This is a genomic window from Methylobacterium haplocladii (assembly GCF_007992175.1).
Taxonomy (GTDB): Bacteria; Pseudomonadota; Alphaproteobacteria; order Rhizobiales; family Beijerinckiaceae; genus Methylobacterium; species Methylobacterium haplocladii.
The window spans coordinates 21,217-41,843 of sequence record NZ_BJZT01000015.1 but is presented as its reverse complement, the minus strand read 5'-3'; the positions used below and the strand labels follow the sequence as shown (position 1 = coordinate 41,843).

The following is a 20,627-nucleotide window of genomic DNA, read 5'->3' as shown; positions in this document are numbered from 1 at the left end:
GGGCGCGAGAGGAGACGAAGCCGCTCCTCACCCGATCGCGCCGCGGGCCCCGGCGAGGACCTTCGCCAGCGTCTCGGCCCAATCGACCGACGGCGCCCAGCCGATGGCGGCGCGGAGCCGGCCGGCATCGCCGATGGCGATCGGGATCTCGGAGGGACGCATCCGATCGGGGGCCTCGACGACGGTGAAGGGCCGCAGCGCCATTTTGCGCAGATCCTCCAGGATGCTCGCGATGGCGCGCGGCCGGCCCGAGCAGATGTTCAGGATCGTGCCGCTCGGCAGGATCTCGGCCGCCGCGATCAGGTCGACATAGGCGCGAGCCACGTCGGCGACGTCGAGGAAGTCGCGCTGTGCGGTGAGGTTGCCGACCTCCAGGCGCGGCGGCGACAAGCCCGCCTCGATCCGGGCGATCTGCCCGGCGAAGCTCGGCACGACGAAGCGCTCGTCCTGGCCCGCGCCGGTATGGTTGAAGGGCCGCAGGATCACCAGCCGCACCTGCGTGGGCCGAAGGATGTCGAGGAGCATCTGCTCGCCGATCCACTTCGAGCGGGCGTAGCTTCCGGCGGGCTCCGGCGCGAAGGTCTCGTCGATGGGGCGTCCCGAGAGGAAGGCGCGGCCGTAGACCTCTCCCGAGCTGACGAAGAACAGGTTGGTGGTCGAGGCCTCCTTCAGCACGGCGTCGACCAGATTGAACAGGCCCCCGACATTCGAACGCCAGGCCGAGAGCGGATCGGCCGCCGATTGCTGCACGGCCGAGACCGCGGCGAGATGGAGGATGTCGGTCGGCCGGAAGTCGGCGAGGCACCGAGCCAGCGCCTCTGCATCCAGCAGGTCGACTTGGCCGTAATCGGCGCCGTCGATCGGTTCGGCGGCCGCTCTGCGGCCGATGCCGAGAATGGCGTTATCGGCCGCGAACCGGGCGCGCAGGGCCGCGACGACGTGCCGGCCGACGAAGCCGGCTGCCCCCGTGACGAGTATTCGCCTCATACGCTGCTCGGTTCGCTCAGAGCCCGCTCCACCGGTTTCGCTGCTTCCTGGCGCATGATGCGGGACGATCGATTCCGGCTTCCCGGAAGCATCATGCGAAAACGACAGCCTGGAACATGCCGCTGATCCCATGAAAAAGCAGCGTGCTCTAGGTGCAAACCATCCCAATTTTGGTGAATACGGCGAACGTCATGCCGAAGTGCTCCCCTCGCGTCGACGCGTCGGCCCTCGCTCCGACGATGCGTACATTGCGGAGCCGCCAGCCATGCTTTGAGTTCGCTACGCGAGTGCCTCGGCACGAAGACAGCTCGTGATGGCAGGCCCGTGCCGGGGCGATCCGTCCCTCAGACCCGCGGCTTCAGGCGGGCGAGGTCGGCATCGACCATCTCGCGGATCATCGCTTCGAGCGAGATCTCGGCCTTCCAGCCGAACGCCCCCTCCGCCTTGGCGGGGTTGCCGAGCAGCACCTCGACCTCGGCCGGGCGAAACAGCTTCTCGTCGATGATGAGATGCCCGGCCGAATCGAGGCCGACATGCTGGAAGGCGATCTCGCACATGTCGCGCACCGTGGTGGTGCGGCCGGTGGCGATGACGAAGTCGTCCGGCGTCTCCTGCTGGAGCATCATCCACATGGCGCGGACGTAGTCCTTGGCGTGGCCCCAGTCGCGCTTGGCGTCGATGTTGCCGAGCCGCAGCTCGTTGGCCAGCCCGAGCTTGATCCGGGCGACGCCGTCGGTAACCTTGCGGGTAACGAACTCGACGCCGCGGAGCGGGCTCTCGTGGTTGAACAGAATGCCGTTCGAGGCATGCAGGTTGAAGCTCTCGCGGTAATTGATCGTCATCCAGTGGGCGTAGAGCTTGGCCACGCCGTAGGGCGAACGCGGGTAGAACGGCGTCGCCTCGCTCTGGACCTGCTCCTGGATCAGGCCGAACATCTCCGAGGAGGAGGCCTGATAGTAGCGCGCATCGGGCTTCAGCGTGCGCACGCATTCGAGCAGGTTGACCGCCCCGAGGCCGGTGATCTGGCCCGTCAGGATCGGCTGCTGCCACGAGGCGGTGACGAAGGACTGTGCCGCGAGGTTGTAGACCTCGTCCGGCTGGACCTGCTGCACGATGCGGGCGAGGCTCGACAGGTCGAGCAGGTTGCCGTCATGGAGCTCGACGTCGGTCTCGATGCCGAGCCATTTCAGCCGGTGGTCGAATACCCCGGCATGGCTCGAGCGGCGCACGACGCCGTGGACCTCGTAGCCCTTGCCCAGAAGCAGCTGCGCCAGATAGGCGCCGTCCTGCCCTGTGATGCCGGTGATCAATGCACGCTTGCCAGTCATGAAGCACTCTATGCTGGTCGCGGATGCCGGGTACGCCCATCATCTGACGGCGATGGAGGTGCACGACATCCGGGACGATGTCCCTCGGATCGAGCGATTCCGATCCTTGGAGAAAATGAAGATCGAGCGTTTCCGTCTTCTTTTGAATACGCGAACGCAACCGTGCGGCCTCGGCGATCAGGCCCGAGGGCGTCGATCACCCGTCATGGGCCGCTTGATCGACAAAGGACATTGTACGTCCCGTCCGAACTGGCCCTCGCGAGGCGAAAGCGGGCGAGCCGTTCCGTCATGCTGTAGGTACAGATCCGGGGTCGCTATAGCCGGTCTCCCCGATCGGTCAACCGTGGCACAGGGCGGGGCTCCCTCGGCGGCGCCGCTCGATGACGGCAGAGCGCCCGGGTCAGGAGTCCAGATAGCCGGTCCGGCGCAGCGCCGCGGCGACGGCTTCGAAATACGGCTCTCCCGCCGAGAGCAGGTCCGGGGAGGCCTGCGGGTCGGCCTCGGCGGCGAAGCCCGGCTCGGTCATGGAGACGGGGCCGTCCGCACCGAGCCCGGCCGCACCGAAGCCGAGGAATCCGACGGCCGCCAGGACCGCATCGCTTGCCGTGATCATCGCCGACAGCCCTCGCGGCGCACCCGTGGCCGCAGCGGACAGACGTTAACCCGAATGTAACCAATTTGCGGCGAATCGGCCTGCGGCGGTGAGAAAAGTCAGTTTCGGCAAGTGTTCGGATGCAGGGGTGACCCGCGCGGGACGAGAACCGTTGCCGTGTTGCATCGCACCCGATCCCGGTTCCGGTTTCCGGCACTGTGAGGCGCTGACGTAGCAGCGGCGCACGATCCGAACCGCTAGACAGCCCCTCCCAAATCTCCGGATCAGGTCCCCGACACCCTCATGACGGTCATCGCTCTCGTTCTTGCCGGCAACATCCTCCTCGCCGGCCTCTTCTCCCTCGTGGCCGTCGCCTTCGATTAGAGCGCCGTCCGACCGAGCGGATACCGGCTGGTCGAACGAAGACGCGTCAAAACAAGAGCTTGGAGATGCCGGCGCGATGCAATCGTGTCGGGTACGGCTCTACGCAGGTACCGGAGCGATGCAGCGCGGCCTGCCGAGGCGGGCCTGCTAAGGGTGCTTGCCGACGCGCTGGCGGCGTCGAGGCTTTCGGCTGTGTCCGGCGCAAATGCCGAAGGCGGCCCGATCCTGACGGATCGCGGCGGCGTTCGGGGGGGGCGGCCGGACGCGTCCGGACCGATCAGCCCTTCTGCCCTTCGAGCTTCGCCAGCACCGCTTCGAGCCGCTCGCTGACCGGCTCGGCGAGCGCGGCGGCGTAATGGGAGCGCAGGCTCTTGCCGAGGTGCCGGCGCACCGTGGCGCTCAGCGGGGGCGTCTCGATGCGGCAGGGCCGCGTGTCGGTCCTCGGCTCGCTCTGGATCTTGGCCACGGAACCACTCCTCGCGCGACGCGACCGGATGCGTCCTCGGTCCCATCCTGCGGAACAAGAGTTAAGATCGTTTTTACGTTTCTTCGCGGCGACTCGGTTACCTTGGGCGCGAATTTCGAGCCTGCATCATGCTCGGCCCGGCAGCGGAGCGATCGCTTCGGCTGCGGCCATGCAGATTGCTCACGAGTGCCCTGCGGTTCTGCGCGAATGACCTGCTCGGGACCGGGCCGGCTCAGCCTCATCCGGCCGCGGTCCAGGCAACGGCCAAGGAGGCCACCTGTCCTGGTAAGCCGGCGTTAAGCACATTTCGGCACAGTGCCGACATGACTTTGCTCGTCACATCCCTCCACCGCTCGGCCCGGATCGGGGTGCTCTCGACGTTGGGAGTTCTCGCGCTCGGGCCTGCCCATGCGGCCGACCTGCCGCTGCGCTCGTCGTTGCCGCCGATGGAGCAGCTGCCGCCGCCCGCACCGCCGCCGGTCTGGGGCGGGTTTCATGTCGGGCTCGACGCGGGGTACGCCCGCACCGGCACCCAGCACCTCAAGACCTCCGGTACGACCCCGCAGGAGCAGGCGCTGGTCGATTTCGGCAATCTCGGCGCGGTGGCGATGCACGGCAGCTCTTTCGTGCTGCGCGGCGGCCTCGGCTATGACGTGCAGTTCACGCCGGGCTCCGGCTTCGTCGTCGGCGTGGAGGCGGACGCGCTCTACACCAACCTCCAGCGTGTTCGCACCACAGGCTTCAACTTCGGCGGCAGCGATATCGGGCTCGAGGCGCGCCAGACCCTCGACTTCCTCGGTACCGTGCGCGGGCGCCTCGGCTATGCCTTCGGCCCCGTGCTGGTCTACGGCACCGGCGGCTTCGCCTATGGTGGCATCGGGGTCGCGGCCCACACCACCCTCTCGAACGCCCAGTACACGGGCCTCTACGACGGCGGCCGCTACACCGGCATCGACACCGGTTTCGTCTATGGCGGCGGCATCGAACTGATGGCGCCGGACGGCTACACCCCCGCCTTCCTCACCCCCGGGCGCCTGTCTTTCAAGGTCGAGTACCTGCGCTACGATCTCGGCAAGCGGAACGTGGAAGTCGGCGGTATCGGCCCGGTCTTCGGCCCCGGAGGACTCACGCCCACCGGCCACACCGCGGACTCCATCGCCCGCACGCAGGGACAACTCGTGACCGCGGGCCTCGCCTACCGCTTCGCCGGCCTGGGCTACTGACAGCGGACGTCTCCGACGCCCGGAGCCGTTGCGTCATGCGTCCCTATGCTCCTCGCATTGCGACGCTCGCCGGCCTATCTCGCGGACTTCACGCGATCACCGACGGCCGAAATCGATGTCCGGATCCGACCGCGAAGCCAACCGCTTCTCAGCCCGCGCGAGCCGCTATGCCAATGTCGGCGCGAACATGGGGGGGGTCGCCGCGCGGATGGCGATGGCGCGGCTGTTCGGCGGGGACAACAACCCCGTTGCCCTGGCGCAGGCGCTCGGCGGCCTGAAGGGGCCGATCATGAAGGTGGCGCAGCTGCTCGCCACCATCCCCGACCTGCTCCCGCCCGAATATGCGGCCGAGCTGCAGAAATTGCAGGCGGACGCTCCGCCGATGGGCGCCGCCTTCGTCAAGCGCCGGATGATGGCCGAGCTCGGCCCCGACTGGCAGACGCGCTTTTCCGGCTTCGATCTCAAGCCCGCGGCCGCGGCCTCCCTCGGTCAGGTCCACAAGGCGACGTCCCTCGACGGGGCGCCGCTCGCCTGCAAGCTCCAGTACCCGGACATGCAATCCGCGGTGGAGGCCGACCTCAAGCAGCTGGAGGTCGCCTTCGCTCTGCACCGGCGCATGAACTCCTGGCTCGATACCAGCGAGATCAAGAAGGAGATCGGCGCCCGCATTCGCGAAGAGCTCGACTACGCCCGCGAAGCCAAGCACGCCATGCTCTACGGCAACGTTCTGAAGGACGCTTACGCGGTGCGCGTGCCGGCGGTCCATGGCGACCTGTCGACGAAACGGCTGCTGACGCTCGGCTGGCTCGACGGTGAGCGCATCCTGTCCTTCGCCGAGGCGCCCGTGGAGATCCGCAACCGGATCGCGCAGGCGATGTTCAAGGCGTGGTGGCACCCGTTCAGCCGTGCCGCGGTGATCCACGGCGATCCGCATCTCGGCAACTACACGGTGTTCTCGGAGGGCGGCGAAGGCGCGGGCATCAACCTGCTCGATTACGGCTGCGTACGGATCTTCCATCCGCGCTTCGTCGGCGGCGTGGTCGACCTCTATCGCGGCCTGCAGAGCGGCGACCATGAGCGCGTCGTCCATGCCTACGAGGTCTGGGGTTTCAAGCGCCTCGACCGCAAGACCATCGACATCCTCAACATCTGGGCGCGTTTCATCTACGGGCCGCTGCTGGAGGATCGCACCCGCACGGTGGCCGACGGCGTGAAGCCCGGCGCCTACGGCCGGCGTGAGGCGTTCTCGGTGCATCAGGCGCTCAAGGAGCACGGGCCGGTGACGGTGCCGCAGGAATTCGTGTTCATGGACCGCGCCGCGGTGGGCTTGGGCGCCGTGTTCCTGCACCTGCGCTCCGAGCTGAACTACCACCGCCTGTTCGAGGCCGAGATCGAGCACTTCTCCCTCGAATCCCTCGGTGACCGGCAGAAGGCCGCGCTCGATGCCGTGGGCCTCGAGACGCCGGCCTGAGAAAATTCCTCACATCAATCGTTTGCCGACCGGCCAAGCCGATTGCCGCTGGCAAGCCCATGCGCTAAATCCGCGCTGGACCAGAACAAGACGAGCTTGAGGGAACGGGCACGCGATGGCCGATACGAAGACCCTGTCCGGCGTGAGCTACAGCCCGGCGATGGACGAAAAGACCCACGAACAGACCTATCGCGGCTTCGTGAAATTCGTCGAGATCGGCTCCGTCACCGTATTGTGCTGGGTCCTCGCCCTCGCCGTCGGCGGCATTCGCGAGGCTTGGCTGACGGCCATCGGCGGCGTTCTGCTGTCCTGGGTCGCGGCCGCCATCGGCGCCTTCGTTCCGTCGATCGGCTGGAAGGCTCCCGCCGTCGTGCTGGCGCTGCTCTTGCTAGCGCTGGCCCTCGGCTAAGCTTTCTGCGACGTCTTCGAAAATCCTGACGCGGGTCGCGATCGAGGTATCCGGCGGGGCGGCCCGCACAGGCACAACATCATCAGATAGGCTCGGATACCGGCGCCCTTGACGGGTCGCTGTAAGAACGGGAGCTCTTGAATGCGCATCGGCGTCTTGACGGAATCGGATCCGGGGGAACCCCGGGTCGCGGCCGTCCCCGACATCGTCAAAAAGTATGTCGCGCTCGGCGTCGAGATTGCGGTCCAGTCGGGCGCCGGCAAGACTGCCGGCATCACCGACAAGGACTACGAGGACGCGGGCGCCACGGTCGTCGGTTCCGCCGACGAGGCCGTCCGGGACGCCGACGTCGTCCTCAAGGTCCGCCGCCCCAACGCGGAGGAACTGAAGACCCTCAAGAGCGGCGCCGTCGTCGTCGCGATCATGGACCCCTACGGCCGAGAGGCCGAGGTGAAGGCGATGGCCGATGCCGGCATCTCCGCCTTCGCGATGGAGCTGATGCCCCGCATCACCCGCGCCCAGGTCATGGACGTGCTCTCGTCCCAGGCGAACCTCGCCGGCTACCGCGCGGTGATCGACGCTTCCTCCGAATTCGGCAAGGCGCTGCCGATGATGATGACCGCAGCCGGCACGGTGCCCGCGGCCAAGGCCTTCATCATGGGCGTCGGCGTCGCCGGCCTGCAGGCGATCGCCACCGCCAAGCGCCTCGGCGCCGTAGTTTCGGCGACCGACGTGCGTCCCGCGGTGAAGGAGCAGGTTGCCTCGCTCGGCGGCAAGTTCGTCGCGGTCGAGGACGACGAGTTCAAGCAGGCCGAGACCTCGGGCGGCTACGCCAAGGAGATGTCGGCCGAGTACCAGAAGAAGCAGGCCGAGCTGGTGGCGACCCACATCGCCAAGCAGGACATCGTCATCACCACGGCGCTGATCCCGGGCCGCCCGGCACCGAAGCTGCTCTCCAAGGCCATGGTCGACTCGATGAAGCCGGGTTCGGTCATCGTCGACCTCGCGGTGGAGCGCGGCGGCAACGTCGAGGGCTCGAAGCTCGGCGAGGTCGTGATCACCGAGAAGGGCGTCAAGATCGTCGGCCACGCCAACGTGCCGGGCCGCCTCGCCGCCACCGCCTCCGGCCTCTACGCCAAGAACCTCTACGCCTTCGTCGAGACGATGATCGACAAGGAATCGAAGCAGCTCGCGGTGAAGTGGGACGACGAACTCGTCAAGGCGACGAACCTCACCCGCGACGGAGCGGTCGTCCACGATGCGTTCAAGGGCAAGGCCGAGCCGCCGAAATCGGACACGCCGAAGCCCGAGGCGGTGAAATCCGAGGAATCGGCGGCGTCGAATGAAGCCAAGCTGCCGGACGCCAAGGGTCTAGAGACGCCGAAGACCACGGACGGGGAGAAATAAGAATGGCCACTCTTCCTCCAGGTGCGGCGGCCGATCAGGCCCAAGCCGCGGCAGCCGCAGCCCGCGCGGCCGCGGACATCGCCCGGCAGAACGCCGACTACGCCCAGAGCATCGCCGACGGCCTCGGCCACGGCGCCGCTGCCGTGACGCACGGCGCCGTCGATCCCACCGTGTTTCGGCTGGCGATCTTCGTGCTGGCGATCTTCGTCGGCTACTACGTGGTCTGGTCGGTGACCCCGGCGCTGCACACGCCGCTGATGTCCGTCACCAACGCGATCTCGTCCGTCATCATCGTCGGCGCGATCCTCGCCGTCGGCGTGCCGCTGATCGAGCACGGCACCGGCTGGGCCCGGTTCTTCGGCTTCATCGGCATCGTGCTCGCCAGCGTGAACATCTTCGGCGGCTTCCTCGTCACCCAGCGCATGCTCAGCATGTACAAGAAGAAGGCTTGAGACGATGTCCGAGAACATCTCCTCCCTTCTCTACATCGTCGCCGGCGTCCTGTTCATCATGGCGCTGCGGGGGCTCTCGCACCCCACCACCTCCCGTCAGGGTAACCTCTACGGCATGGTTGGCATGGCGCTGGCCGTGCTCACCACGCTGGTCGGCCATCCGCCCGCGGGCGTCGGCGCCTGGTTCCTGGTGCTGCTGGGCCTCGGCATCGGCGGCGGCATCGGCGCGGTGATCGCCAAGCGCGTGCCGATGACGGCGATGCCGGAACTCGTCGCCGCCTTCCACTCGCTGGTGGGCATGGCGGCGGTGTTCGTGGCCGCGGGCGCGCTCTACGCACCGCAGGCCTTCGGCATCGTCGAGAACGGCCACATCCACGGGCAGTCGCTGTTCGAGATGGGTCTGGGAGTCGCCATCGGCGCGATCACCTTTACCGGCTCGGTCATCGCCTTCGCCAAGCTGTCGGGCCGGATGTCCGGCAAGCCGATCATCTTGCCGCAGCGTCACCTGATCAATGCCGGGCTCGCGGTGCTGCTGGTGGTGCTGCTCGGCCTGTTCATCGCCGGCGAGAGCAAGCTGGTGTTCTGGCTGATCGTGCTGGTGTCGCTGACGCTCGGCGGGTTGCTCATCGTTCCGATCGGCGGCGCGGACATGCCCGTCGTCATCTCGATGCTGAATTCCTACTCGGGCTGGGCGGCGGCCGGCATCGGCTTCACCCTGGGCAACCTCGCGCTGATCATCACGGGCTCGCTCGTGGGCTCGTCCGGCGCGATCCTGTCCTACATCATGTGCCACGCGATGAACCGGTCGTTCTTCTCGGTCATCCTCGGCGGCTTCGGCGGCGAGACCGCCGGGGGCGGCGCGGGCGGCGGAGGCGAGCAGCGCCCGGTCAAGCAGGGCTCGGCGGACGACGCGGCCTACCTGATGAAGAACGCGGAGCGCGTCATCATCGTCCCGGGCTACGGCATGGCCGTCGCCCAGGCGCAGCACTCGCTGCGCGAGATGGCCGACCTGCTCAAGAAGGAGGGCATCGAGGTCAAGTACGCGATCCATCCGGTCGCGGGCCGCATGCCGGGGCACATGAACGTGCTGCTCGCCGAGGCCAACGTGCCCTACGACGAGGTCTTCGAGCTCGAGGACATCAACAGCGAGTTCCGCGATGCCGACGTCGCCTTCGTCATCGGCGCCAACGACGTCACGAACCCGGCCGCCAAGACCGACAAGACCTCGCCGATCTACGGCATGCCGGTCCTCGACGTGGAGAACGCCAAGCAGGTGCTCTTCCTGAAGCGCGGCATGGGCTCGGGCTATGCCGGCGTCGAGAACGAGCTGTTCTTCCGCGACAACACGCTGATGCTGTTCGGCGACGCCAAAAAGATGGTCGATTCGATCCTGAAGAACATGTGACGCGACGGGCTCGACGCACCAGCGCCACGAAGCACCGACCGCTTCGTGGGTCACGATCGCCAAAGCCGCCGGCCCGATCGCATCGGGCCGGCGGCTTTGTATTTCAGCCTGCCACGGCGTCCTGCGAAGAACCGACGCGACCGCTTCGGAAAGCGCTTCTAGCGGCTTGCCAAGCTGCAACGAACGACTTAGACACCGCCCACGGTCGGACGAGGCACTCGCTGCCCCCTGATCACCGCGCGCCCGTAGCTCAGCTGGATAGAGCACCAGACTACGAATCTGGGGGTCAGAGGTTCGAATCCTTTCGGGCGCGCCATTCAATATCAAGCACTTAGTTGCCGGCGCGGTGCCGGGCTGTTTCCCAGAAATCCGATTTGGGAAGCACATGGGAAGCGCCGTCGCGAGCCGCTTTCCAATCGGTCATCATTACCACGGCTCGGGCATTTTCTGACCTATTAGTGCCTCACCACGTGGCGATGGAATTTCCATCGAAACGGTTTGAGGGCGAAATTGAACATGGTCGCACACACGGTGGTGCATCGGTTTGGTGTCGTGCTGGCTGTCCTAAGCGCGGCCTTTTTCGCTGCGGTCTACCTTCTGATGCGAGATTCCTTGATCGACGGCGATTCTGTCTATTTCGCTGCGGCCGCTGTTGCAGCAGGATTGATAATTTACGGCCTCTGCCGTGCGTTCGGTTGGATCGTGGGCGGTTTTTCACAGCCACAGCCATAAAGTGACCCTCGGAATTTTCGGCGGGTGCCACCTGCAGAAATTGGCCCGGGGGTGGGGCAACCGATAATTCCTCCCCAGGCACCGGGGCAGCGAGACCCACTCGGATTTTTCCCAGGTGGCCCATTTCCGGAATGATGGGAGATAGTGGGGCCGAGACGGTGTTCTCCGGGATCATTCGCCCGGACGTGGCGCGAGACCACCGTTTAAATCGCGGCGCCGAGCCTCTTGCACGGGGTTGGGGGGCTCAAGGCGGGCGACCGCCCTGGTGGAGCCCATGGCCTGCCCTCGCCGCATCCGGGCTACAGCCCCAGCATGTCGTCCGATTCTGCAGGCAATCCGCAATAATGCACCGTTTAGTGGTGGAATCCTGACGCTTGGTACCCGCCCCAAACGTCCGCACCGGGTGAAAATTCGACTTTGGCCTTACCCCTCAAGCGGACGTTCCGCCTCCGACCCAACGTAGCCGTTCAGCCCCTTTTCCCGTCTGCTCGTAAGCGGCCGTTGGCCCGTATATCCCACTTAACGCCTGAGATTGGTCGACAGCGGAACGGTGTGTTACAGGCAGTTGTTAGCAATGCTAAATATTAGTTTGGCAGGCATCTGGAGGCGCGCATCGCGGTAACAGAGCGCCACTGCCAACGCCATTCGCGAGAGCAGAGGATGCTGTCGTGCCAGTTCTGCAAAAACAATACTTGGATTTACGCCCTTCCGATCCGTGACGCCGTCTGATCAGTCTTTGGTCTGCACCTGCACGACGCCGCCGAGTTCGCCGGGCTTGCCTGCGGCCACCACCAAGTAGCGGCGGCCCGTGCCGGCATCGGTGCGGGTCACCTGACGGATCGGGCCGATGGCGTTGACGATGGCAGCGCCGGCCGGATTGGTCATGAAGGCGGCCAGCGGCTCGATCATGCCCGCACCCTTCGGATCGTCGGACAGCGCGAGCACGAACGGCATTTTCGCCGGGAGACCGGTGACGGCGGCCTGCAGAGTCTGGAGAACGCCCTGGTCGAACAGGGTGATCTGCGTCGCCGGCTTTCCGTCCGTGCCGCTCAGCGTCAGCGCGCTGGTCTTGCCCGAGGCGCCAAGAGGCTGGAGATTCTGCCGGCCGTCGCCCTCCGGCACGGTGTTCGGCACATAGGCAACGCCCTGGGGGCCCTGTCCAATCGGCACCTCGGCGACGACCGTGTTGGTAGCGGTGTCGATCACCGCGGCCTTGTCGGCATTCTCCAGGCCAACATAGACGCGGCTGCCATCGCCCGAGGGCCAGAGTCCGTGCGGCAGGGCCCCGGTCGGGATGGTCGCGATCTGCGAGAAATCATCGGTGCGGAACACCTTGACCAGGTTCAGGCCGCCGATGGTGACGTAGGCGAACTGGCCGGCCTTGGTGCGCACGATGTTGACATGGTTGGTGATCGGCCCGGTTTCGATGGTCTTCAGGGCTTTGAACGGCGGTTTAGCCTCGAACACCTGCGTGCGTCCGACGTCCTTGAGGGTGAACCAGACCTGCTCGCCGTCCGGCGTCGCCGCGATGTCGGGGCAGAACGGGCTCTCCTGCTTCACGCGGCCGACGATGGCGTGGGTCTTGGTATCGATCACCACCGTCTCGGGGCTGAAGCTGGAGCAGACGTAGCCGTATTGCCCGTCGGGCGAGAAGATCGTCATGCCCGGCCCGTTCGGCACCTCAATGCGGCGGATCTCCTTGCCGGTGCCGGCATCGAGCACCGCGAGATAGTTCTCGCCGCGCACGCTGACCCAGACTTCCTTGCCGTCCGGCGTGAAGAAGGCCTCGTGCGGCGAGCGACCGACATAGCTGGTATGGCGCACGGTGTTCGTCGCGGTGTCGATGAAGCTCACCGCGTTCGAGCCGATCGAGACTGCGAGCAGGGTCTTGTGATCGGGCGAGAAGCCCATGCCGTGGACGAGCAACTGACCCTTGTAGAGCGGGCTCAGGTTCATCGGCGTCGGATCGCCGAGCTTGATCACCCCGAGCAGGGTATTCGCGGCCGGGTCGATTACCGAGATCGTGTTGGAGAACTGGTCGGAGGTGTAGAACCGGTCCTTCGCGCTGACCGGCACGTCCGGTGCCGAGGCCGGTCCCGGAGCCTGGCCGGCGAGCGCCGTCCCCGCGAGCAGAAGCATCGTCAGCGTGGGCAGCAGGATCTGTCTCATCGCAAATTCATACCTGGTTGGGTGGGCGGGTAGGCCGCCGGTCAGTGGTGATGGCTATGGGCGGGCGACGGCGAGGCGAGGGGCGTGGCGGGCGGCCTCTCGGCGAGCGCCCGGCGCATGACTTCGATCTCCTGCTGCTGCTCGACGATGATCCCCTGCGCGAGCCGGCGCAGGACAGGGTCGTGGCCATAGGCGAGTTCGGCCTTGGCCATGTCGACCGCGCCCTGGTGGTGCGGGATCATCATCGCCGCGAAGTCGCGGTCGGGATCGGTGGAGGGCGGCACCGCCATCTCGGCATGCATCCGCTCCATGGACTCGCGCATCAGCGCGTCGAAGCCGGCTTTGTCCGACATCGGGGCGGGCTCGGCCCGGCTCGGGCGCATCATCGATCCGCCGACGAGCCCCGTCGCGATCAGGGCGATGGTCGCCAGGGATGCCAGTGCTCCGCGCATGTTCACTCCAAACCTCGAGTGCCGGTCTTCGAGAGGAGAGATGCCGCCGGCGGCCTTTCATTCCGTCGGCTTGCAAAAAAAATCCGGCCCCGCGTCCGTGATCGCGAATTTAAATCGTGCGAGGGAATAGATGCGTGGCGCCGGCATCTCTCTCGTCACAGGGGCCGTCGCGAAGGGAGAGCGCTTGGACGAGATCGCCGCGTTGATCGAGCCGCAGATTCCGGGCTTGCGACGCTACGCTCATGCCCTGCTGCGCGAGCGCGAGGCCGCCGACGACCTGGTTCAGGATACCCTGGAGCGGGCTCTCGCCGGCTGGTCGCAACGCCGGCGAGATGGTGATCTGCGGGCCTGGCTGTTCACGATCCAGCGCAACCTGTTTCTCGCCGGCCTGCGCCGGACGAAGCGAACCGCGCCGCGGGCAGGGCCAGACCTACTGGACCAGGTGCCAGACGCGAGCGCCGATCCGGCCTCGGGCCTCGGGCTGCGCGACATCCTTGCCGGGCTCGATGCCCTGCCAGAGGAGCAGCGCTCGGTCCTGCTTCTCGTGGCGGTTGAAGATCTGTCCTATGCCGAGGCGGCGAACGTCCTCGGGGTGCCGGTGGGAACGATCATGTCGCGCCTCAGCCGGGCGCGGGAGCGGATGCGTGGCTTCCTCGAGACCGGGCGGACCGGCTTCCTGCGGAGGGTAAAATGAGCGGGCCTGATCCGCGGCCGGTGGGCGAGGACGACCTTCACGCGTTCGTCGACGGCCGGCTCGATACGCTGCGCCGTGCAATGGTCGAGGCCTGGCTCGCCGAGCATCCCGAGGCTGCCGGCCGGATCGTCTCCGACAAAGCGGTACGCGAGCAGTTGCGCGCCCGCCTCGCTTTGATCGCCGACGAGCCGATCCCGGCCCGCCTGCGCGTCGCCAACCTGACCGGGCCGAGCGCCTTCCGTGTCGCGCGCTGGCGCCCGGTCGCAGCGGCGGCGCTGGTATTCCTGACCCTCGGAGCCGGCGCCGGATGGATCGGGCACGGTCTCGTCCATTCCTCCGCCCCGATCCTGCTGGCCTCCGAGCCGGCGACGCAGGATGCGGTGGCAGCCTTCAGGACCTTCGTCTCGGAAACCGTCCATCCCGTCGAGGTCCGTGCCAATGAGATGCCGCATTTGGTCCAATGGCTGTCGCAGCGGCTCGGCCGCCGCCTCGTGGCACCGGACCTGCGCGGGCTCGGCTTTCGCCTGATGGGTGGTCGCCTGCTGCCGGCGGGCTCGGAGCCTGCAGCCCTGCTGATGTACGACGACGACGAGGGCACCCGGCTGACGCTCTACAGCCGTGCCGGCACAGATGCGGGCCGCACGATTTTCCGTTTCGCCCGCGAGGGGGACGTCGCCGCCTTCTCCTGGATCGATGCCGGCATGGCCTATGTCGTCACGGCACGAACGACGGAAGCGCGCCTCCTCGGCGTCGCCGAGGCTGTGGACGCGCAGGTGCGCGGGCTCGCGCCCGCCCGCCCCGCCGGAACGGCCGCGCCATGACCCTCGACCAGCTCCGCATCTTCATCGCTGTGGCCGAGCGCGAGCACGTCACGCGGGCGGCCGAGGCGCTGAACCTGGTTCAGTCCGCCGTCAGCACGGCGATCGGCAACATCGAGGGGCGGCACGCGACGAAGCTGTTCCACCGGGTCGGGCGCGGCATCGAGCTGACCGAGGCCGGCCGCGTCTTCCTGATCGAGGCCCGGGCCGTGCTGGCGCGGGCCGAAGCCGCCGAATTGGTGCTGGCCGATCTGAGCGGCCTGCGCCGCGGGACGCTGTCGCTGTTCGCCAGCCAGACCACCGCCAGCGACTGGCTGCCCCGGCACCTCGTCGCCTTCCGCCGGGCCCATCCGGAGATCGTGGTTCGTCTATCGGTGGGCAACACCGCCGAGGCTGCCCATGCCGTACGCGAGGGCATCGCCGAACTCGGCTTCGTCGAGGGCGGCGTCGAGGATCCGACGCTGGCGAGCACCACTGTCGCTGAGGACCAGCTTGTCCTCGTGGTCGCGCCGGATCATCCCTTCGCAGCCGCCGGGGCGCTCTCGCCCGAGGATCTGGCGGAGGCCGAGTGGGTCCTGCGAGAGGCGGGGTCTGGAACGCGCTCGGTCTTCGAGGATGCACTCGCCGCAGTCGGAGTCGCACCGGCCCGGCTCAAGGTCATGCTCGAACTGCCCTCCAACGAGGCCGTCCGCGCGGCGGTCGAGGCCGGAGGTGGTGCCGCCATGCTGTCGCAGACCGTGGTCGCCGCATCTCTGCGGGCCGGAACCCTGGTCGAGGCTGCATTCGCGCTGCCGACGCGGCCGTTCCGGGTGCTACGTCACAAGGAGCGCTATCGCAGCCGGGTCGCCGACGCGCTCCTCGATCTCATTGGGATGCCGCCCCGATGAGCGACATCGCGCCTGACGATCCGCGCGTGAAGCTCGCCGAGGACCGGACGGTGCTCGCCGCCGAGCGGACCTTCGCGGCATGGCTGAGGACCGGGCTCGCCTTCCTCGGCGGCGGCCTCGCCGCGCAGCGCTTTCTGCGAGAGGTGCTACCGGTCTGGCCGCTGAAGGTGCTCTCGTTGACGCTGATCGTTTGCGCATTGGCCTCGTTCGCTGGGGCGGCCTGGCGCGACCGGGCCATCCGCACGCGCCTCGCCCAGGCCGAGATCCCGATGATGCCGCGTGTCCTAACCGTCGGCATCGCCATTCTGCTGATCGCGATCTCGGGCTTCGCCGCGACCGCTCTGCTCTGGACCTGAGCGCTGGGGCTGCACTTCAGGCGACGGTGACCCGCACCCGGTGCCAGGCTGCGCTGAGATAGCCTTTGTAGTTCCAGGTATCGTCGGGAGCGGCCGGCTGGGTCTGGCCGGCAGAATCCCAAGCCCGCACCGCGAGTTCATGCTCGCCTGTGCCGAGATCGAGGTCGATCTCCCAGAAGGTCCAGGCGAAGGGAGCGCGCCTGTCGTGCTCGATCCGGGCCTGGGCCCAGCTACGGCCGCCATCGGGCGAGACGTCGACCCGGGCGACGGCGCGGTCGCTGGCGATGGCATAGCCGCGGATCGAGTGCCGACCGGCTTTCAGGGCTGCGCCGCGGGCGGGCTCGCAGATCGCGCTGTTGAGTGGCATCGCCTCGATGGTGTGGCCAGCGGCCGGGTCGGCGGTCTCGGCCGTCACGCCGGGCGGAAACAGCTTGTAGTCGTCGGCCTGCATCGGGTTGTCGGAGGGCTGATCCTGCACCGTGATGCGGGCAAGCCATTTCGGGCTGCGGATGCCGGCAAAGCCGGGCACCACCACGCGCAAAGGGTGACCGTGCTCGGGGGCGAGCGCCGCGCCGTTCATCGCGAAGGCAAGCAGCGTCTCGGGGGCCAGCGCCTTGGCCAACGGGATCGAGGCGCCGAAGCGTGTGTCCGATTCCGCGATCCGGTCGTGGCTCTCGAAGGCGACATGACGCTCTTCGCCAGCCTCGCATCCGGCGGCCTGCAACACGTCGGCAAGCCGCACCCCGGTCCATTCCGCATTGCCGATGGCGCCGGGCGCCCACGGGTCGCCGGAAACCGGGGCCACAGCCAGCATGTCGGCCCGGCGGTTTCCGGCGCATTGCATCACTGCCGTGACGGTGACGGGCTCGAAGCGTTCCTTGAGATCGGCCAGCGAGAGTTCGAGCGGCGTGGCGACCATCCCGCCCACCGTCAGCCGGTAGTCGTCGGCGTCGAGGTCCGGGATGTCGCCGTGGCTACGGACGTAGAAGTCGGCCTGATCGGTAAGGAAGGCGGCCCGTAGGCGATCGAGCGGCGGCTCGGCGTTGTAGGGCGCCTCGCCGTGGACGATGAGGCGGTCCTTGCGCTGGAACAGGCCGAGCATGGGGTCTTTGTCCTGCGTTCGTGAGGTGTCGAGGTCGAGAACGCGCCGGGAGCCGAGAAGGCACCCGGCGCGGGACGACTCAGGGCTTCATCGTCGAGACCACCGCGTTCGTCGCGCGATCGACCACGGCGACGCTGAGATCACGGTTGAGGACGTAAGCGTGGGCGTTGTCGGCCGAGAACGCGATCGCCTGGCGCGGCTCGTTCAGGCCGGTCACCGTGGCGACGACCTTGAGCGTGCCGGTGTCGATCACCGAGAGCGAGTTGTCCTTGAGATTGCCCGAATAGACAAAGCGCCCGTCCGGGGTGAGCGCGGCACCGTAGGGGTCCTTGCCCACCGCAACTTCGGACATGACCTTGCGGGCGGCGACGTCGACCACGCCAACGGTGTTGCGGCCGCTGTTGGCGGCAAACAGCGTCTTGCCGTCCTTGGTAATCGAGATGGCGCGAAGCTTGTCGAACCCGGCGATCTCACCGGTGATCTTGTTGGTGGCAGTGTCGACCAATGTGATCTTGTCGCCGAGGAAGTTCGTCACGAACACGGTCTTGCCGTCCGGCGACAGCTTCACGCCCTGGCGCGGCTGCGAGAAGCCGGGGATCACGGCCTCGGCGAGCATGGTCTTCGTGTCGAACACGGTCAGCGTGCTCGCGGCTTCGTTGTTGACGTAGAGCCTTGCCCCATCGGTCGAGAGCACTGTGCCGAAGGCGCCGGGGCCGGCGGCGAGAATCCCGGCCTCCTTGCCGGTGGCGGTCTCGTAGATCGTGATCCGGCCTGTACCGCTGTCCGAGACGTAGAAGCGGGCGCCATCCGGCGCAAACACGATGTTGCGCGGCGTCGCGAAGCCGTCGAGGCGGCGCAGCACCGTGCCCTTGGCGACGTCGTAGACGATGACGGCGCTCTCCTCGCTGTTCGACACCGCGGCGACGGTCCCGGCGGCGTTCAGCGCCAGGGCATTGTTCTTGATCGCGCCGTCGAAGCCGGCGGCGAACCCGGGCTGGCCCTGGGCGAGGAGCATGCCGGCTCCGGCGAGGAGGGCACGCAGGCTGGTGCGGAGATGGGTCATGAATCGTTTCTCTCGGGCATGAGCCCTCGTTCGGCGGCCAAGGGCCGGCCGTGAGGGCGGGTCTACGTCGGATTGCGTGGTCCCGGACCATTCGGGCCGTGCATCGCCTTGAGGAGATGCCGGTCAGGAAGGTCTATTCCCCGAGGCTGCCGAAAAAGCGCGACGGCCTCGGGATCGTGGGGCTCAGGGCGTGGGCTTCAACGCCGTGAGGTAGTCGACGATGGTCTGCACGTCGGCCTGATCGATCGGCGCCTTGTAGACGTGGACCATCTTGTTCACGGTCTCGGTCCATTGCGTCTTCGAGAGCTTGGGTTGGGTCAACACCATCCCAGCCGAGTGGCAGGCGAGGCAGTTGTTGTTGACCGCCTCCGCCCCCGGCCCGTCCGGGAAGATCCGATCGGAGGTCGGCATCTCGATGGCTTGCGAAGTGAAGCGCATCGGCTCGGGAGTCGGCGCTGCGAGCGCCATCAGAGGAGACAGAATGAGCGCGGCGATCAGGGCCGCAGGGCGGATCGGGGTCATGGCTGTTCTCCTCAAGCGGCCTGGAAGGACACGGCCTCAATGCCGTTCTGCATAAAGCCGTTAGCGTTCCAGACCCGGTCCATGCCCTGCGCGACGCCGTTGGTGTTGGTGCAGCGGACCCTGACCGTGTGGGTCCCGGCGGCCAGCGCCGGCAGGCTGCCGTCGAAGCGGCGGAAGCTGTAGGGGCCTTCGTCCGCGCCGAGCTGCGTCGGGAACCACGTCGCCCCGCCGTCTCCGGAGAACTCGACCGTCTTCACCCCGCAATCGCCGCCGAAGGCGATGCCGCGCAACGCGACCGGCGATCCGGCCGCCACCTTGGCGCCGTCCTGAAGGTTGGTGACGAAGGAGCGCGGCACCATCCTGTTGATCGGCACCGTTTTGAAGCCGGTCTGACCGGGCTTGATGTTGGCGCCCGGCACGTCCGGGATGCGGTAGGCGGTCTTCATCCAGTATTGGTCGTCTGGCTTGTCCAGCACCTCGATGTCGGACAGCATCTTGACCCAGTAGGTCGAGTACCAGCCCGGCACCACAAGGCGGAGCGGGAAACCGTTGAGCAACGGCAGTTGCTCGCCGTTCATGGCGTAGGCGATCATCACCTCACCATTGTTGGCGTGGTCGAGATCGAGCGACTTCTTGAAGTCCGGGGCATCGTCGACCACCGGCGCGTCGAGGCCGTCGAAGCGCACCTGCACGGCGCCGGGCTTGATGCCGGCCATTTCGAGCACGTCCTTGAGGCGCACGCCGGTCCAGCGTGCATTGCCCATCGAGCCGTTGGCCCATTGCGCTCCGGGCACCCGCGGCTCGAACAACCCACGAGAATTGCCCGAGCACTGGTTCACCGCGGCGATCTCGAAACGCGGCAGGCCGGCGATGGCATCGAGCGAAAGCGAGAGCTCCTTCTCGACATGGCCGCGGACCTTGAGACGGAAGGCGTCGGCGTCGATCTCGGTCGGGATCGAGGCCCAATGCCAGCGCACGTAGAAGCGATCGTTGGGTGTGAACACGCCCTCGTCAAATACCGAGAACGGCGTCTCCAGCAGCGGCGGATGGGTGCGCTGGAGGATCATCTCGCCCTTGCCCGGAAAAGCGGTGGTCAGCGCCCGCTCGTCCGGGCCGCCGGGCAGCGGAAGCTTCACCGAGCCTGCAGCCCAGGCCGGCATCGCGGCGCCGAGGCTGCCGAGCCCGAGCCCACCCAGAACGAGGCGGCGGTTCATCGGTTCGTGCAGGTGGCGCATGGTGTCTCCCTAAAATCGTCTGTTGGGCCGCATCGGCCGGTCGTTGGGATTCGGCGGCGTCGGCGGCGGATGGAATTGGCGGCAGGCACGACGGTTCGGTCTCGCCATCGCAGAGCCGAATTGTCGGTCCCGGGCATCCCGGCGGAGATGCGGCTTCCTCAGGATGAGATACTACGGTGAGACGATTATTCCATCCAACGGCGGCTGGAGATCACAACGATCTCCGATATAGATCATCGGGAGATTTTCGATCTCCATCGACGACTCGCGACCGGTCAAATGATCGCCAGCCAGGCGGTGCCGACGGCGGCAATGGTCAGCGCGACCGTCCAGAACAGGACCCAGCGCATATGGCCGCTGGTCTCTCCCTACCGGGCCTCGTTGATGGTCTCGATGGTGGGTCGGGTCATGATCGATCCCCTGTCGAGCCGGTGGTTCATGCCTCTCGTGCCACCGGACATGAGGCCGGCGGC

Annotated in this window: 21 protein-coding genes and 1 tRNA gene; 12 read left to right on the top strand and 10 right to left on the bottom strand. The window is 67.1% G+C overall.

Translation table 11 applies throughout. From position 1 onward, the window contains the following. Nucleotides 1–27: 27 nt before the first annotated feature. The 4 genes from MHA02_RS08360 to MHA02_RS08345 all read right to left on the bottom strand — a co-directional run bounded on the left by MHA02_RS08360 (nucleotide 28) and on the right by MHA02_RS08345 (nucleotide 3,757). Nucleotides 28–987: an NAD-dependent epimerase/dehydratase family protein gene (locus MHA02_RS08360; RefSeq protein WP_147078192.1), complete on the bottom strand. Its 960-nt coding sequence runs from the start codon at nucleotides 985–987 to the stop codon at nucleotides 28–30. 344 nt (nucleotides 988–1,331) lie between these two features. Next, entirely contained in the window at nucleotides 1,332–2,315 is a 984-nt protein-coding gene (gene gmd / locus MHA02_RS08355; RefSeq protein WP_147078191.1) for a GDP-mannose 4,6-dehydratase, read from the bottom strand. Nucleotides 2,316–2,715: 400 nt separating this feature from the next. Then, complete coding sequence (locus tag MHA02_RS08350; protein WP_147078190.1) at nucleotides 2,716–2,928, bottom strand: hypothetical protein; 213 nt, start codon at nucleotides 2,926–2,928, stop codon at nucleotides 2,716–2,718. A 640-nt stretch (nucleotides 2,929–3,568) separates the two neighbouring features. After that, nucleotides 3,569–3,757 carry a hypothetical protein gene (locus MHA02_RS08345; RefSeq protein WP_373318349.1) on the bottom strand — a complete coding sequence of 63 codons (189 nt, stop codon included), beginning with the start codon at nucleotides 3,755–3,757 and terminating at the stop codon, nucleotides 3,569–3,571. A gap of 323 nt (nucleotides 3,758–4,080) precedes the next feature. Here MHA02_RS08345 and MHA02_RS08340 point away from each other — a divergent pair, with 323 nt between their 5' ends. The 8 genes from MHA02_RS08340 (at nucleotide 4,081) to MHA02_RS22435 (ending at nucleotide 10,856) form a co-directional block, all read left to right on the top strand. Next, a complete protein-coding gene (locus MHA02_RS08340; RefSeq protein ID WP_147078189.1) occupies nucleotides 4,081–4,980 on the top strand; it encodes an outer membrane protein in 900 nt (299 codons plus the stop codon). 115 nt (nucleotides 4,981–5,095) lie between these two features. Further along, nucleotides 5,096–6,451: an ABC1 kinase family protein gene (locus tag MHA02_RS08335; RefSeq protein ID WP_147078188.1), complete on the top strand. Its 1,356-nt coding sequence runs from the start codon at nucleotides 5,096–5,098 to the stop codon at nucleotides 6,449–6,451. A gap of 115 nt (nucleotides 6,452–6,566) precedes the next feature. Continuing rightward, nucleotides 6,567–6,860, top strand: a complete 294-nt coding sequence (locus MHA02_RS08330) for an aa3-type cytochrome c oxidase subunit IV (protein ID WP_147078187.1) — start codon at nucleotides 6,567–6,569, stop codon at nucleotides 6,858–6,860. Between the two features lie 141 nt (nucleotides 6,861–7,001). Continuing rightward, nucleotides 7,002–8,267: a Re/Si-specific NAD(P)(+) transhydrogenase subunit alpha gene (locus tag MHA02_RS08325; RefSeq protein ID WP_147078186.1), complete on the top strand. Its 1,266-nt coding sequence runs from the start codon at nucleotides 7,002–7,004 to the stop codon at nucleotides 8,265–8,267. Between the two features lie 2 nt (nucleotides 8,268–8,269). Next, a complete protein-coding gene (locus tag MHA02_RS08320; RefSeq protein ID WP_147078185.1) occupies nucleotides 8,270–8,719 on the top strand; it encodes a proton-translocating transhydrogenase family protein in 450 nt (149 codons plus the stop codon). A 4-nt stretch (nucleotides 8,720–8,723) separates the two neighbouring features. Continuing rightward, the gene (locus MHA02_RS08315) at nucleotides 8,724–10,124 is read left to right on the top strand and encodes an NAD(P)(+) transhydrogenase (Re/Si-specific) subunit beta (RefSeq protein ID WP_147078184.1); all 1,401 of its coding nucleotides are present in this window, start codon (nucleotides 8,724–8,726) and stop codon (nucleotides 10,122–10,124) included. A 239-nt stretch (nucleotides 10,125–10,363) separates the two neighbouring features. Continuing rightward, nucleotides 10,364–10,440 (top strand) — tRNA-Arg (locus MHA02_RS08310). A gap of 200 nt (nucleotides 10,441–10,640) precedes the next feature. Then, complete coding sequence (locus MHA02_RS22435; protein ID WP_147078183.1) at nucleotides 10,641–10,856, top strand: hypothetical protein; 216 nt, start codon at nucleotides 10,641–10,643, stop codon at nucleotides 10,854–10,856. A 729-nt stretch (nucleotides 10,857–11,585) separates the two neighbouring features. Here the strand turns inward: MHA02_RS22435 and MHA02_RS08300 are convergent. Then, nucleotides 11,586–13,025 (bottom strand): YncE family protein, encoded by a 1,440-nt coding sequence (locus tag MHA02_RS08300; protein WP_147078182.1) that lies wholly within the window; start codon nucleotides 13,023–13,025, stop codon nucleotides 11,586–11,588. 41 nt (nucleotides 13,026–13,066) lie between these two features. Next, on the bottom strand, nucleotides 13,067–13,477 hold the full coding sequence (gene copM, locus MHA02_RS08295; protein WP_147078181.1) for a CopM family metallochaperone: 411 nt from the start codon (nucleotides 13,475–13,477) through the stop codon (nucleotides 13,067–13,069). Between the two features lie 184 nt (nucleotides 13,478–13,661). Between copM and MHA02_RS08290 the strand changes: the two genes are divergently transcribed. Genes MHA02_RS08290 through MHA02_RS08275 form a run of 4 tightly spaced genes read left to right on the top strand, consistent with a single transcriptional unit; the run spans nucleotide 13,662 to nucleotide 16,232 of the window. Then, entirely contained in the window at nucleotides 13,662–14,171 is a 510-nt protein-coding gene (locus MHA02_RS08290; RefSeq protein ID WP_147078180.1) for an RNA polymerase sigma factor, read from the top strand. Beyond that, the gene (locus MHA02_RS08285) at nucleotides 14,168–14,992 is read left to right on the top strand and encodes an anti-sigma factor family protein (protein WP_147078179.1); all 825 of its coding nucleotides are present in this window, start codon (nucleotides 14,168–14,170) and stop codon (nucleotides 14,990–14,992) included. The genes MHA02_RS08290 and MHA02_RS08285 overlap by 4 nt, the downstream gene beginning before the upstream one ends. Next, the gene (locus MHA02_RS08280; RefSeq protein ID WP_147078178.1) at nucleotides 14,989–15,876 is read left to right on the top strand and encodes a LysR family transcriptional regulator; all 888 of its coding nucleotides are present in this window, start codon (nucleotides 14,989–14,991) and stop codon (nucleotides 15,874–15,876) included. Before MHA02_RS08285 ends, MHA02_RS08280 begins: the two co-directional genes overlap by 4 nt. Next, nucleotides 15,873–16,232, top strand: a complete 360-nt coding sequence (locus MHA02_RS08275) for a YidH family protein (RefSeq protein WP_147078177.1) — start codon at nucleotides 15,873–15,875, stop codon at nucleotides 16,230–16,232. The genes MHA02_RS08280 and MHA02_RS08275 overlap by 4 nt, the downstream gene beginning before the upstream one ends. Before the next feature lie 16 nt (nucleotides 16,233–16,248). Here the strand turns inward: MHA02_RS08275 and MHA02_RS08270 are convergent, their stop codons facing one another. The 4 genes from MHA02_RS08270 to MHA02_RS08255 all read right to left on the bottom strand — a co-directional run bounded on the left by MHA02_RS08270 (nucleotide 16,249) and on the right by MHA02_RS08255 (nucleotide 20,154). Beyond that, nucleotides 16,249–17,334: a molybdopterin-dependent oxidoreductase gene (locus MHA02_RS08270; protein WP_147078176.1), complete on the bottom strand. Its 1,086-nt coding sequence runs from the start codon at nucleotides 17,332–17,334 to the stop codon at nucleotides 16,249–16,251. A gap of 79 nt (nucleotides 17,335–17,413) precedes the next feature. Next, nucleotides 17,414–18,397, bottom strand: coding sequence for a beta-propeller fold lactonase family protein (locus tag MHA02_RS08265; protein ID WP_147078175.1), 984 nt, complete (start codon nucleotides 18,395–18,397; stop codon nucleotides 17,414–17,416). 183 nt (nucleotides 18,398–18,580) lie between these two features. Continuing rightward, complete coding sequence (locus MHA02_RS08260; RefSeq protein WP_147078174.1) at nucleotides 18,581–18,919, bottom strand: c-type cytochrome; 339 nt, start codon at nucleotides 18,917–18,919, stop codon at nucleotides 18,581–18,583. Nucleotides 18,920–18,930: 11 nt separating this feature from the next. Further along, nucleotides 18,931–20,154, bottom strand: a complete 1,224-nt coding sequence (locus MHA02_RS08255) for a molybdopterin-dependent oxidoreductase (RefSeq protein WP_147078173.1) — start codon at nucleotides 20,152–20,154, stop codon at nucleotides 18,931–18,933. Between the last annotated feature and the right edge of the window lie 473 nt (nucleotides 20,155–20,627).